12 protein-coding genes are annotated in these 12,992 nt (G+C 64.1%); 7 read left to right on the top strand and 5 right to left on the bottom strand.

All coding sequences use genetic code 11. The annotated features are described in order from the left end of the window. Positions 1 to 2: 2 nt before the first annotated feature. The 3 genes from WC585_RS15085 to WC585_RS15075 all read right to left on the bottom strand — a co-directional run bounded on the left by WC585_RS15085 (position 3) and on the right by WC585_RS15075 (position 2,026). Positions 3 to 554, bottom strand: coding sequence for a hypothetical protein (locus WC585_RS15085; protein ID WP_035306119.1), 552 nt, complete (start codon positions 552 to 554; stop codon positions 3 to 5). Positions 555 to 754: 200 nt separating this feature from the next. Beyond that, positions 755 to 1,606, bottom strand: a complete 852-nt coding sequence (locus WC585_RS15080; RefSeq protein WP_373258752.1) for a hypothetical protein — start codon at positions 1,604 to 1,606, stop codon at positions 755 to 757. Between the two features lie 93 nt (positions 1,607 to 1,699). Beyond that, positions 1,700 to 2,026 carry a hypothetical protein gene (locus tag WC585_RS15075; protein ID WP_035306123.1) on the bottom strand — a complete coding sequence of 109 codons (327 nt, stop codon included), beginning with the start codon at positions 2,024 to 2,026 and terminating at the stop codon, positions 1,700 to 1,702. A 190-nt stretch (positions 2,027 to 2,216) separates the two neighbouring features. Here WC585_RS15075 and WC585_RS15070 point away from each other — a divergent pair, with 190 nt between their 5' ends. After that, positions 2,217 to 3,089, top strand: coding sequence for a DUF2726 domain-containing protein (locus WC585_RS15070; RefSeq protein WP_052004753.1), 873 nt, complete (start codon positions 2,217 to 2,219; stop codon positions 3,087 to 3,089). A gap of 24 nt (positions 3,090 to 3,113) precedes the next feature. After that, positions 3,114 to 3,932, top strand: coding sequence for a hypothetical protein (locus tag WC585_RS15065; RefSeq protein ID WP_052004755.1), 819 nt, complete (start codon positions 3,114 to 3,116; stop codon positions 3,930 to 3,932). 128 nt (positions 3,933 to 4,060) lie between these two features. Here WC585_RS15065 and WC585_RS15060 read toward each other — a convergent pair whose 3' ends face one another. Together WC585_RS15060 and WC585_RS15055 are read right to left on the bottom strand one after the other, a co-directional pair. Beyond that, positions 4,061 to 5,353, bottom strand: coding sequence for a tyrosine-type recombinase/integrase (locus WC585_RS15060; protein WP_373258751.1), 1,293 nt, complete (start codon positions 5,351 to 5,353; stop codon positions 4,061 to 4,063). 739 nt (positions 5,354 to 6,092) lie between these two features. Beyond that, a complete protein-coding gene (locus WC585_RS15055; protein ID WP_373258750.1) occupies positions 6,093 to 8,003 on the bottom strand; it encodes a response regulator in 1,911 nt (636 codons plus the stop codon). Positions 8,004 to 8,220: 217 nt separating this feature from the next. Here WC585_RS15055 and WC585_RS15050 point away from each other — a divergent pair, with 217 nt between their 5' ends. The 5 genes from WC585_RS15050 to WC585_RS15030 all read left to right on the top strand — a co-directional run. Next, complete coding sequence (locus tag WC585_RS15050) at positions 8,221 to 8,517, top strand: STAS domain-containing protein (RefSeq protein WP_373258749.1); 297 nt, start codon at positions 8,221 to 8,223, stop codon at positions 8,515 to 8,517. Beyond that, the gene (locus WC585_RS15045; RefSeq protein WP_008263549.1) at positions 8,514 to 8,882 is read left to right on the top strand and encodes a response regulator; all 369 of its coding nucleotides are present in this window, start codon (positions 8,514 to 8,516) and stop codon (positions 8,880 to 8,882) included. Before WC585_RS15050 ends, WC585_RS15045 begins: the two co-directional genes overlap by 4 nt. Continuing rightward, the gene (locus WC585_RS15040; protein ID WP_035305819.1) at positions 8,879 to 10,903 is read left to right on the top strand and encodes a chemotaxis protein CheA; all 2,025 of its coding nucleotides are present in this window, start codon (positions 8,879 to 8,881) and stop codon (positions 10,901 to 10,903) included. Before WC585_RS15045 ends, WC585_RS15040 begins: the two co-directional genes overlap by 4 nt. Next, entirely contained in the window at positions 10,900 to 11,421 is a 522-nt protein-coding gene (locus tag WC585_RS15035; protein WP_008258745.1) for a chemotaxis protein CheW, read from the top strand. Before WC585_RS15040 ends, WC585_RS15035 begins: the two co-directional genes overlap by 4 nt. Positions 11,422 to 11,443: 22 nt before the next feature. Beyond that, positions 11,444 to 12,992 (top strand): methyl-accepting chemotaxis protein (locus WC585_RS15030; RefSeq protein ID WP_373258746.1); only part of this gene is annotated, 1,549 nt, incomplete at its 3' end.

Raw genomic sequence — 12,992 nt, 5'->3', positions numbered from 1 at the left:
GCCTAGCGGGCTTGCTTAACTGCTTTCATGATGCTCAAGGCGACCGAGAGGCTCAGACCCATGTCCAGGCACAACTTGAAGAACTCTTCCGAAGCCTGATGGGCCTCCAGACCGTATTGACGCACGAGTTTGCGGGCGTGTTTGCCAAGCGGGATAGCGTCGCTGAGCGAGACCCACTCGGGATTGCCGGCTTGTTCCTCGAAATCGAGAATAAGCGCTTCCGGCAAGTCGGCGCCGAGCAATATGTAGCGAAGGTGCTTGATGAAATTCGGGTGCGTATAGATGTCTTCGCCCCGGCAGTTATTGCGTTCGAACCCGCCCTTTCTCGACGCTTTGATCCGGCCGGGATTGTATTCGACATCGTTCCAGTAGCGGACCCTCTGGGGCGGCACGCCGTCTCGCTCGCTGAGCGAAGCCAGGAGGGCGAGAATGGGTTCGGCATTCGCGTTGTAGGCGGCATGGGCTTCATCGTGATTGCGATGAGACAGGCGCAGGTCGATCTTGGAGACCAGCGCTTCTTCGGCCTCGGTTAGGGCTATGCGGTACTTATCCATGCGATCCTTTCATCTGTCTTCAGCAGGGGATGACCAAACAATGCCGCCAAGGCTGATGGCAGCGAAACCGGCGGTGCAGGCGCCCGCACGTCAGAATGTCACGAGATAGGCGGGGTAGAACAACTCAACGGGCCCAAGCACATGCCTGTCCTTGAGGACGCTGGCGCGCCCTGCGCGTACTTCAGGGCCGCACGGCTTTTTCACCAGGAATGTTGCGGGAGCGGTGCAAGGTCAGCGGCAAGGAGCAATCGATTCAAGGTTGTGACCACGCGACGCCGCTTGTCTTCCAAAGCCTGTTGAACCGCGAAGTTCGGGATCATCAGCCAGTCATTGTGCTGGCTTACATCGCCGTTTCGCTCGGCTCTCAGCAAGGTGGTCCTGAAGTCGTTCAGCTCACCGGCGAGAGCCTCAGCTCCAAGACGAAGATCGTCATCGTTGAGCGTGCGAACCCCACCAATAGCCCGTTGCACCCGTCTCCCCTCCCTGTCGAGAAGATCACCGGTCGCGAGAAGGCGCTGAGTGTCGATTAGGGCCTGTTTGAAATTGTCGGCATGCTCGCAGCTCAACGGGTCGCGAAACGCAGGACGATCAAAAGCGACCGCGAAAAGCCCGAGCAGTTTCTGATCGCGCTCGGGCGCCGTGAGCCCCTGGGCGACGGTCCGATAATATTCATCCTGCAGCCGTGCATCGCGATTCAGGACCGCGTCATAGTCGCCCCAGGACCAGGTCAGGACACCGAACTTTCCAACCTTCTTGCGGGCAGCCGCCATGGCGGCCGCCTTGTTCTGGATTGCCCGGTCCGGCTTGGCCGTCGTCGCGAGAATAAACAGGTCCAGTTTCGCCGGATGGCTCTCGGCGCGCCGGACAGCGTCCGTCAACGCCTTGACCGTGATGGCCCTGCCAGCCAGAAGCACATTGTCCGCGTCGCGCTCATCGCGCTGTTTGCACTGGATGCCGATTGTGCGGCCATCTTCCGCCTGAACGAGCACGTCGAGTCCGTTCTGGCTCTGGCCCTGCCGCCCGACCTTCTGCGGCGTCGGGTCGCCGAACACGACACGGGCCGCGCCTACGGTCAGGTCTTCGAACTGCTGCCAATAGGCGGGCGGAGCGTGCCCCTGTGTAAGATCAGGCATGGGGCGTCCTTATCAGCGCAAGCGGGCGATGTTTGCGACGTAGCCGCCCAGAGAGGTTGGCTGCGTGACCTTGCCCCAGTACCGGGCGCTCGCGCTTGACACCTTTCGGAGGATCAGGAGGTCGAGATCAGAATCGAGGCCGGCGACCACCGCCTTGCCGACCACGTCGATGTCATCATCGGCTTCGAACAGAATGAACGAGGTCGTCTCGTCCCAGTAGCCCGAGTCGAAGACCTGGACGGCCGCATAGATCGACTGGCGGCGAAGAGACTCGACGCCTTTCGCTGCAGAACGTTCAGTCGCGACCATGAAGCTCAGCCAATAGTTTGCAGTGGCCATGTGCGGCACCCCCATCCCGTCGAAAACTCGACCATCGGAGATATGGATACGGCAAAGCTAGGCCGCAATCGCGGGTGGCCGTATCGCGCGACTACCGCGCAACGGTCGCGCACAGGAGGATCAATCCCTTTGTGCGGTTCGCCCTATGTTCTCGCCGTGCTAGGGCTGACGCGTCAACCCGGAGCCGGCCGTGAAACGCCTTTTCGATCATTACGAGCAGATGACCCACAACGCGGTCAAGCCGGTCGCCGACCGATTCGGCCTGTCCATTTTTCCGAAAGTTCGGGTCGCGGACGTGATTGATCCCGACGAGGTCGGGGCAACCGGCGACCTCAAGACCTACGCGCTAAAAGCGCACTTCGATTTTGTGATCTGTCGCAATGACTGTGACCCGGTCTACGCGATCGAGTTCGACGGAGCGTCGCACCGAAGTGTCCGCCAGCGGGAGCGAGACGCCAAGAAGGACGAGCTCTGCAAGCGAGATAACCTGCCGATCCTTCGGATTCACAGCGAGCATCTAACTACTGGCTACAGCCATCTCACTTTGCTTGGCTGGCTGGTCGAAGTGGCCGAGATGAAGGTGGCGTTCGACGCGGAGCAAGAAGCAGGGCGGATTTCTTGGGAAGAGGATTTCGACCCGTTTTTCCTTATGAGCATTGAGCCGGGCGAGCCGAAGTTTCCTTACTGGATCTCCGGGTTGCCGCGGGTGCGCATCGAGCGGCTGCACAAGCGCGGCCTGATCCACCATCCGTGCGGATCCGGCTTCTTTGGTCTGACGGACGACAAGCTTTATCGAGGCGCAGAACTGATCGCCGTCACCCCGACGGTCGGAATCCTGCTCAAGGGCGCGATGCGCGATCAGAACTTCCCGGCGCCCTTTGGCGACCTCCTGAGTGAAATTCTGTCCGTCAAGTTGGCCGACCGTGTCCAGCACTGGGTTCAGAGCGGCGAGGGCGGCAAACCGATGGAGGCTGTTTATGCGGAAGCCCGCGACCTGATGGGGGGCCTCCAGCTCCGAGGGAGTCATTCCTGCGGCGACGTCACAGATCGGTGGCACCTGTGACATTGTTTTCCGGAAAGGGCGAGCATGCAGTTCCGTCATGAGGCCCGTCAGGCACTTGCGCGGGCGAAGGCGCTGCTGGCCCAAGGTGACGACCAGGCGCTACGCTATGCCGCCTTGGAACTGCGCCTGACGCTCGAGGCGATCGCTTACGACCGGCTGCACGACTACAGGCGAGATGTCCCGCCCAGCGTCTATGAGACGTGGCAGCCACCTAAGGTTCTGAGGCTGCTTCTTGAAATCGACCCTCGGGCCGATACTCCACAGACCGTCAAGATCGCCCGCAACCTGGCTCCCGGAGTGGATGACGCGCGCGCCGCTGTCTTCTTCGAGCAGCCCATCCGCCAAGCGACGTTGAAGGACAATTACGGCGCCATTGGGAGCTACCTGCACTTCCCGACCCTGAAGCAGCTAAATGAAAAGGGCGGCCCCGATTTCGAAAAGTTGCGGCGGCGATGCGAAGCCTTGGTTGAGGAACTCGATCCTGTCGTCACGCCAGCGAAGACCTCCTTCATTATGGGGACCTTCTCTCACTGCCCGTGCTTCAGATGTGGCGAGGACATGCGCAAACGCTTGCCGCGCGACGAAGCAGGTCAGTTTCCTGCAAAATGCGTAGCCTGCGGCGCTGACCATCTCGTCTTCTTCGAGGAGGACGGGGAGGGAAAATGGACAACGAAAGCCTTTCCAGCGCCATGCGCACACGAGAATTGCGACGGTATCCATCGGATTTTTCCCGACGAGATCCGCCAGGGTTTCCAATGGACCTGTGACGCGTGCGGCCGCGATAGCGTGTTCGACTTCGCGATATGCCCAGTTCTTCCGCCCGAGACATCCAGCCAATGCTGAAGGGTCGGATTGATCGAAATTGCAGGTTTATTGGTCGGCCTATTGGGGCGCCCTGAGTGTCGTAACTTGCGGCCTGTCAAACTCGGATTGGATCCTTATGGCATACCTGCCCATCAGAGAGACGCTTGCTAAGTCACCTTAGGACTGAAGCGCTCGCCAATCCGTTCCGCAAGCGCCCGAACTGGGTCATCGCTCAAATGGGCGTACCGTTCTGTAGCGCGGCTGTTGGCGTGTCCCAGCGCCTTGCCGATCATCGGGAGGCTGGCCCCGTCAGCCAAGGCGAAGCTTGCGAAACTGTGGCGCAGGTCGTGGATGCGCACGCCTTCCAGCTTGGCTTTGGGGAGCACCTTGTCGCGCCAGATCTTGGACTCGGACGTCGCATATCCGTTGTCGCCCTTGGTGGCCGGGAAGACGAACTGGCTTCGCCCGCGCGTCTTGTAGAGACGCTGCAGGATTCCGAAGGCCATGTCGTTGAGCGAGATCCGACGATCCCCCGTGCGCCCACCGGCCTTGGTGCGGCTCGGCGGCAGCACGAGCCGGCGCCGGTCGAAGTCGACCTCCGTCCAGCGCAGACCAGCGATCTCGTTGCGCCGCGCACCCGTCAGAAGCAGAAGCCGATAGACCGCGCCCTGCCGTTCGGAGATCGTCGCATCCGCTTCCAGAGCGTCGAGCGCGGCGATCAGGTCCTGGGCCTGGGACTCGGACAGGAAGCGCTCGACCGCCGGTCGGCGCTTGCGTTCGACCTTCGCGCAGGGGTTCGGGCCGGCGAAATGGCCCTTATCGATCGCCCAGTTGAAGGTCGCCCGCAGGGTGGAATAGGTGCGGTCAGCGATGCCTGCTCCGCCCTTCACGATGGATCGACCACGAAATTTGGTCTTTACATCCTTGGCGGTCTTCCCGGCCGTGATCGATCGGATCATCCCGGTGATGTGGTCGCGGGTGACCGTATCAAGCGCCATCTTCCCAAGCAGGGGCGCGACGTGGCGCTCGAGGTTGGTCCGGTCCATGGCCCATGACGAATCCCGTTTGGTCGGTTTGTCGTCCGGCCCTTTCTCCAGATACAACTCGACCAGGCCTTTGACGGTGAGGCCCTCGATGCGCCTGCGGGCTTCTCCGGGATCGATGCCGCGCCGCACATCGACCACCACCGACGCCGCCTCCTTGCGAGCCCGATCCGCCGTGAGCTTGTCCGGCCCATCCCCATGCTCGCCAAGCGTCAGCCAGCGCTGGATCCCGCGGACCCGATATTTGATGGCGAACATCCTTCGGACAGGCTTGGCGGCATGGCCCTGTCGGGTTTCGGTCCCGGGATAGATCCGGAGGCAGAAGCCTGCGATCTCGCTGTCCCAAATTCGACCCTCGCCGCTCTCCGGAACGGGCGCGCTCTCAACCACGCGCTTGGTGAGTTTTTGCTTCGTCATGGCGATGGAAATCTACGCTCATTTCCGAGCCACCGCTACCACTCCGCTACCAACTCAAGTGAAACCGGGCGAAACGCTCCGTAACCGGATAAACAAGAAAACCTAGTTAAAACAACATACAAAACTGATTTTTGGAACGTGCTGAAAAGCCCGGAAATGCTGATCCCCAACATTGCCAAGGTTGGGGTCGAGAGTTCGAATCTCTTCGCCCGCTCCAAGTCGAGACCAAGGTAGACAAGCAGTTAGCCTTCCCCTCCGGGGTCCAAAACTGCTTCCCAGTCGTCCGTGCTACCCTATGGGAAGCAGTGGGCAGCGCAAAATATCGCATCGTAGAAAGCCACGGCGTGACTCCGGTCACTTCGGTGATTTTGCGCGTGCGTCGTCGCGTCCGCAAACGGAAACCTGATGGGCTAGAGTGGGTGTCAGAGGGCCGTGGCGACGTGACCAAAGCGACCCGAATGTCTCTCTCTGGTCACGTTCTCGCTCCCCCCTGGTCGAGCGCATTTTCCACTCGATCAAGCGACGACCTCAGCCAGGGGGCTGCTTCCTGAACACCGTCATCAAGGCCCTGCCCCTGACCCTTGCCGTCAAGGACGCCCGGACGGCCACAGCCCCCCGCGTGGTCTTCAAAGATAGATGTCGCTCCATGTCGGAGCGGATTCCATCAGCGCCCGCGAGGGGCCTATTGCGGCGGATCAGGCGTTGTCACCTGCCTCTATCGGGACATCGAGCTCGAACCCTAGGCGTTCGCGTGACGGCCCAGGGGCGTGCGGGCCGGGGCGTCCGCCAGCAGAGCCTGGATCTCGTTGAAAAGCAGGGCGAGGGTGAAGGGTTTGCCGAGGTGGCGGTCGGCGCCCGCCAGCCGCGCCGCTTCGACATGTTCGGGCTGGGTGTTGGCGGTCAGCATGATGACCGGGACGTGGGCCCGGCCCGCCGCGCGTTCCGCGTCGCGAATGCGGGCGACCGCCGTGATTCCGTCCATGCGGGGCATCTGGATGTCCATCAGGATGACGTCGAAGGTTTCGCGTCCGGCGGCTTCCACAGCCTCGACGCCGTCTTCGGCCGTCGTGACGTCCGCAACGGACTCCAGCATCATTTCGACGATCCGGCGATTGGTCGGATGGTCGTCGGCGACCAGGACGCGCAACCGGTCAACCGGGTCGGTCGTGACTTCGTCCGTGGTTTGAACCGGCGCGGTGGACAGGGGCAGATCCAGCCAGAAGACCGACCCCCCGTCTTCACGCGGCGCGGCGTCGAGGATCCCGCCGAGCGCTCGCGCGGCTTTCCGCGCCAAGGCGAGACCCAGGCCCATGCCGCCGTATTCGCGGGTCAGGGCGTCGTCCTGTTGCCGGAACGCGGCGAACATGGCCGCCTTCAGGGCGGGATCGAAACCGACGCCCGTGTCCACGCAGGCGAAGCGAACACCCCCGTTCTGGCATGGATCGACGGTCAGGCGGATTTCGCCCCGGTGGGTGAACTTGACCGCATTGTTCAGCAAGGGGGTCAGCACCCGCTCTATGCCCGCCGGATCGCCGACGAAGGCTGCGGGAAGAGCGGGGGCGATCTCGACGACGAACGCTAGACCCTTGGCCCTTGCGGCCTCGCGCGCGGGGCGGACGACCCGCTCGATCAGGTCGCCAAGGGCGAAGGTCTCGACCTCCGGCGGCCCGTCTATCCCGTCCAGGCGAGCGACGGCCAGCAGTTGCTGCAACTGATCCTGCAGCACGGCGGCCGAGGCGCGGATCATCTCGGTGACTTCCTGGATGTCGGGCGCGGTCGAGCGGGCGGCGAGAAGGTCGACCCCGGCGATGACGCCGTTCAGGGGGGTGCGAATCTCGTGGCTGATGTTGGTGACGAAGGCGCTGCGGGCGCGGTTGGCCTGTTCGGCCTGTTCCAGCGCCTGATAGAGGGCGTCGGCGTCGCGCTGTTTCTGGGTGATGTCCTCGGTCAGGCCGATCAGATGGCGCACCCCCTCGTCGTCATAGGTCGCGAGCTTGGTGGCGGCCAGATAGCGGAACCCGGCCTCAGCGTGATCCTCGTACACCGTCGACTGGGAGCCCATGCCCGGCACGGCGTCCGCCGCCCATTCAGCGAAGGCGGCGGGCAGGACGTCGGAGGCGCGCAGTCCCGTCAGCCCCTCGAACCGACCGAACAGTTTCTCCGCCGCGCGGTTGGCCAGGATGTAGCGGCCCGTCCGGGCGTCCTTGACGGTCAGGGCCAGGGGCAGGACCTCGATGACGGTGTTCAGGAAGGCGGCGGTCTCGGTCTCCTGGGTGACGTCCTCGGCCTTGACCAGGAGGCGCACGATCCGCCCGGTGTCGTCGCGCACGGCGCTGACCGTCGTATCCAGATAGACCGCCGACGATTGTTCAGTGGTGAATCGCGTGCGGAAGGAGAAGGCCCGACCCGCCTGTGCTTCCTGGACGCCGCGATCGATGGAAAAGCGGCAGTCGACCGGCCAGGCGTCGCGCCAGGCCATGGTATGGGGCGCTGGAGGTTCCGGTTGGAAACGCCGCGCCGCACGGCTGACATGGACGATCCGTCCCTGTGGGTTCAGCAGCCATATATAGGCGGGCGAGGCGTCCGCGATCTGGCCGTGGAAGACGTCGCCCTCATAGCAGGTTTCATCATCTGCATCGACGTAGGTCAATTCGGACCCCCCTGTGTTCAGCGGTTCTGCTGAGGATTCGAATCTAATCCGGGAAGGTGAAGTCGAAGTGAACGACACAGCCTTGCGTTGCTTACGGCCAAGCTAGGTAGATTCACCTATCGCAGTTTTGAAGGCGGTTTAACGCCCATCGTCAACCATGGGGATCAGTTGCATGGCTCTGCGTCATGCGTGGTGGGGATGGGGTATGACGAAACGTGTGCTGATCGACGCTGCTCTCGTAGTGAAGAACGTCGTCGTCCTTCGCCAGTCGATTCTCGACGCCTTCGAGGAAGACGACACCATCAGTCTCGACCTTGCCGATGAGCAGCCCGTCGATCTTTGCGGATTGCAGCTGATCGAGTCTGCGCGGCGCCAGGCCCGGGCGGTCGGCAAGACCCTGGTCCTGGAACGTCCGGCGACGGAATTTCGGCCAACGCTCGATGCGGCCGGCTTCCTGACGGACGCCACGGCTGACGATCTCCAGTTCTGGCTTCACCAAGGACCCGCCCAATGACCGCTTCTATCCTCACGGTCGATGACTCGCCCAGCATCCGCGTCGCGCTGAAGATCGCGCTGACCAACGCCGGCTATTCGGTAGCCGAAGCGGTCAATGGCGCCGAGGGCATTGAAAAGGCCAAGGCCAGCGCCTTCGACCTGATCATCACCGATCTGAACATGCCCGTCATGGACGGCCTGACCATGATCGAGGAGATGCGCCGGATGCCCGATCAGATGGGCGTGCCGATCGTCTTCCTGACCACGGAATCCGACGAAGGATTCAAGGCGCGGGCCAAGGCCGCAGGCGCCACCGGATGGCTGACCAAGCCCTTCGATCCCGATCAACTGGTGCGTGTGGCCAAGAAGGTGCTGGGACGATGAGCGACGAAGCCATCGCCGTTTTCCAGGTTGAGGCGAGAGAGAACCTGGAGTTGATCGAGCAGGGCCTGCTCGATCTGCTGGACCGACCCGAGGATCGCGATCTGGTGGACGCCGTTTTCCGGGGGCTTCACACCCTGAAGGGATCGGGGTCCATGTTCGGCTTCGACGCCCTGGCCGGTTTCACCCACCACTGCGAGACCGCCTTCGACCGCGTCCGCAAGGGCGAGGTGGCGGCCACGACCGATCTGGTTTCGGCCGTTCTGGCGGCGCGGGATCATATGCGCCGCCTGATGGAGGATCCGACGGGTGATCACGGCGCGGCGGGCGATGTCCTGCTGGCCGACCTGGAACGGGCTGTGCGCGAAGCGGACGGGAATGCGCCCGTCGCCGCCGCCCCCGTCCAGACGGCCTGGCGCATCCGGTTCGATCTGCCGTCCCACGCCTTCAAGAACGGCACCAACCCACTGGCGCTGCTGGCCGAGCTTCGCGACCTGGGCGAGGCGCGCGTCGTGGCCGACGTCTCGCGCGTGCCGCCGTTGAGCCAGATCGAGCCGACCGACCACTATCTGGCCTGGGACGTGACCTTGGCCACCGATCAGGGCCGGGGGGCGATCGAGGATGTCTTCATCTTCGTGATGGACGAGATGAACCTGTCGATCGAGCCCCTGGACGCGTCCAATGCGGACGCGGTCGTTGCGGACCAGACCGGTCCGGCTGAGGTCGTCGCCGAGGTTTCTTCGATCCTACCCCAGACCGCCGCACCGGCTCAGGTCGCCGCACCGGTCCAGTCTTCCGCCCCCACCGCTCCGGACGCCGCCGAGGCCGGCGTCGCCAAGACGGCCAAGCCGAGCGAGAGCGTGCGGGTGCCGGCCGATCGCCTGGACGAACTGATGGACCGCGTGGGGGAACTGGTCATCGCCCAGTCCCGCCTGAGCCAGATCGCCAATTCCGGCGTCGACACAGCCCTGCGCGCCGTCTCGGAAGAGATCGAACGCCTGTCGGGCGAGCTGCGCGACACCATGATGGTGCTGCGCATGGTGCCGGTGGCGACCCTGTTCGGCCGCTTCCGCCGCCTGGTCCATGACCTGGCCCGCGAGACCGGCAAGGTCATCGAACTATCGACCGACGGCGAAACGACCGAGATCGACAAGACGGTCATCGAACGTCTGGCCGACCCGCTGGTCCACCTGATCCGCAACGCCGCCGACCACGGACTGGAGACCGCCGAGGATCGCGCGGCCGCCGGCAAGCCGGCCACCGGCCGCATCCGCCTGTCGGCCCATCAGTCGGGCGGCGAGGTGGTCATCACCATCCGCGACGACGGTCGAGGCATCGACCGCGACCGCGTCCGCGCCAAGGCGGAGGCGCAGGGCCTGATCGAGCCCGGCGCCGCACTCAGCGACCACGACCTGCTGCAGATGATCTTCCATCCCGGCTTCTCGACGGCGGCGGCGGTGACCAATCTGTCCGGCCGCGGCGTCGGCATGGACGTGGTCAAACGCACCATCGAGGCGCTGCGCGGCTCCATCGACATCGCCAGCCGGCCTGGCGAGGGCTCGGAGGTTTCGCTGCGGATCCCGCTGACCCTGGCCATCATCGACGGCCTGCTGGTCCGCGTCGGTCAGGGCCGCTACGTGATCCCGCTGGGCGCCGTCGAGGAATGCCTGGAACTGTCGCTGGACGAGGATCTGCGCTCGCGCGGCCGCAGCTTCATCTCGCTGCGGAACAGCCTGGTGCCCTATCTGCGCCTGCGCGAGATGTTCGAGACCGGCACCCCGCCCGAACTGCACCAGAAGGTCGTGGTCGTTTCGACCGGGACCGAGCGGATCGGCCTGGTGGTCGATCAGATCATCGGCGACCACCAGACGGTGATCAAGTCGATGTCCAAACTCCATTCCGGCCTGCCGACCTTCTCGGGCGCCACAATCCTGGGCGACGGCGGCGTGGCCCTGATCCTGGACGTCGGCCACCTGGTCGCCAAGGGCCAGCAGCAGGAGGCGCAGATGCGCGAAGCCATATGAGCACCCAGGCCGAAATCACCACCGCGCCCGGTTGGACCGGCGCCGAACAGGTCGAGGTCCTGACCTTCGAACTGAATGGCGAGCTGTTCGCCCTTCACGCCGTCGGCGTGCAGGAAATCATGGACCTGGCGCCCGAGACCGTGGTGCCCGGCGCCGGCGCCTTCGCCGGGGCGGTCATCAACTTCCGCGGCAAGGTCATTCCCTTGTCCGACCTGCGCGTGGCCTTCGGGCTGGAGCGGGGGGCCGCCACCATCGACAGCCGGATCGTGGTCATCGAGATCGAACTGGCCGGCGAACCGACCCTGGTCGGCCTTCGCACCGACAAGGTCCACGAAGTCACCACCCTGGCCCGCGCCGACTCGGAGGCGCCGCCCAGCGTCGGCATGCGCTGGCGGCCCGAGTTCATCCAATGCCTGGTCAAGCGCGGCGGCGAGTTCATCGTCGTTCCCGACCTCCAGGCCATCTTCAATCAACAGCAGGACGCCCGCCAGCCGGTCGCGTCCGCCACCCGTCATTGACCGGCTATCGGGGAGATCAGCCATGCGTTTCACCATCAAGGCCAAACTAGCCGTAGCCTTCGGCTTTCTCATTCTCGCTTTGGCGGGAGTCGCCGGATACGGCATCTTCAGCCTGGGCGTCGCCAAGGACGCCATGGATGAGGTGGTTGAAGGGGCTGTCGTCCGCCTCGACAAGATGCACCAGCTCAACAGCTACGCCTTGATGGTCGTGCGCGCGCAGAAGAATGTGGTTCTGGCGCGGACACCCGAAGAAATGCAGCGTCAGATCGAAGCTGGCGATGAGGCGCGCGCGAAATATCAGGAGATTTTCGACGATATGCACGGGTCGGCCTCTGAGGCGACACGGGCCCTGTGGGCGGACATAAAGGCCAAGACAGAGGCGTTCGATCGGACTGACGACAAGGTTCGCGCCCTCGCCGCTGCGGGTGACACCGCTGCTGCGGCCGCCTATTCGGGTGGCGAAGGCCGCGAGGCTGCGGTGGCGCTGACCGAGAAGCTGTATGAGGGCGTCCAACTCAACCGCGATCGCGCTGATGCGGCCCAGGCGGATGCGGACAAGGACTATCAGAACACCCGCACCCTTCTGATCACCCTGTCAATCTTGGCGATCACCTTGGCCGTTTCCGCCGCCCTGTGGATCGCCCTGGGCATCAGCGCCGGCCTGAACCGCCTGATGACCGTGGCCGACGCCGTCGCCATCGGCGACCTGGACGAGCGGGTCGAGATCAAGTCGAACGACGAGATCAAGGACCTGGTCAACGCCTTCAACAGACTGACGGACAATCTGAAGACCACCGCCACCATGGCGGACGAGATCGCCAACGGCGACCTGACGGTCCAGCCCAAGCCGCTGTCGGACAAGGACACGCTGGGTCTTTCGCTGCAGTCCATGGTGGAACGCCTGCGCGGCGTGGTCGGCGACGCCCTGTCGGCCGCGGACAACGTCTCGTCGGGCAGCCAGGAGCTGTCTGCCACGTCGGAACAGATGAGCCAGGGGGCGACCGAACAGGCGGCCGCCGCCGAACAGGCCTCGGCCTCGATGGAAGAGATGGCCGCCAACATCAAGCAGAACGCCGACAACGCGGCCCAGACCGAGAAGATCTCGCGTCAGTCGTCCAAGGACGCCGAGGCCAGCGGCGAGGCGGTCAATCGGGCGGTGGACGCCATGCGCACCATCGCCGACAAGATCGGCATCGTGCAGGAGATCGCGCGTCAGACCGATCTGCTGGCCCTGAACGCGGCGGTCGAGGCCGCCCGCGCCGGGGAACACGGCAAGGGCTTCGCCGTCGTCGCCTCGGAAGTGCGCAAACTGGCCGAACGCAGCCAGACGGCCGCCGCCGAAATCGGCGCCGTGTCGGGCGACACCGTCAAGGCGGCCCAGGAAGCCGGCGAAATGCTGCAACGCCTGGTGCCGGATATCCGCAAGACCGCCGAACTGGTGTCCGAGATCAGCGCCGCCTGCCGCGAGCAGGACGTCGGCGCCAGCCAGATCAACGAGGCCATCCAGCAGCTGGACAAGGTGACCCAGCAGAACGCCGGCGCGTCCGAGCAGATGTCGGCCACCTCCGAGG

The sequence above is a fragment of the Brevundimonas sp. genome, from assembly GCF_041648055.1.
Classification (GTDB): Bacteria; Pseudomonadota; Alphaproteobacteria; order Caulobacterales; family Caulobacteraceae; genus Brevundimonas.
The sequence above is the reverse complement of the archived record's forward strand: the minus strand, read 5'-3'. Positions and strand labels throughout refer to the sequence as shown.

Bases quoted from the DNA above. Each gene is read 5' to 3' on its own strand.
- WC585_RS15085 (WP_035306119.1), bottom strand. From the start codon at position 554: ATGGATAAGTACCGCATAGCCCTAACCGAGGCCGAAGAAGCGCTGGTC.
- WC585_RS15075 (WP_035306123.1), bottom strand. From the start codon at position 2,026: ATGGCCACTGCAAACTATTGGCTGAGCTTCATGGTCGCGACTGAACGT.
- WC585_RS15065 (WP_052004755.1), top strand. From the start codon at position 3,114: ATGCAGTTCCGTCATGAGGCCCGTCAGGCACTTGCGCGGGCGAAGGCG.
- WC585_RS15060 (WP_373258751.1), bottom strand. From the start codon at position 5,353: ATGACGAAGCAAAAACTCACCAAGCGCGTGGTTGAGAGCGCGCCCGTT.
- WC585_RS15045 (WP_008263549.1), top strand. From the start codon at position 8,514: ATGACCGCTTCTATCCTCACGGTCGATGACTCGCCCAGCATCCGCGTC.
- WC585_RS15040 (WP_035305819.1), top strand. From the start codon at position 8,879: ATGAGCGACGAAGCCATCGCCGTTTTCCAGGTTGAGGCGAGAGAGAAC.
- WC585_RS15035 (WP_008258745.1), top strand. From the start codon at position 10,900: ATGAGCACCCAGGCCGAAATCACCACCGCGCCCGGTTGGACCGGCGCC.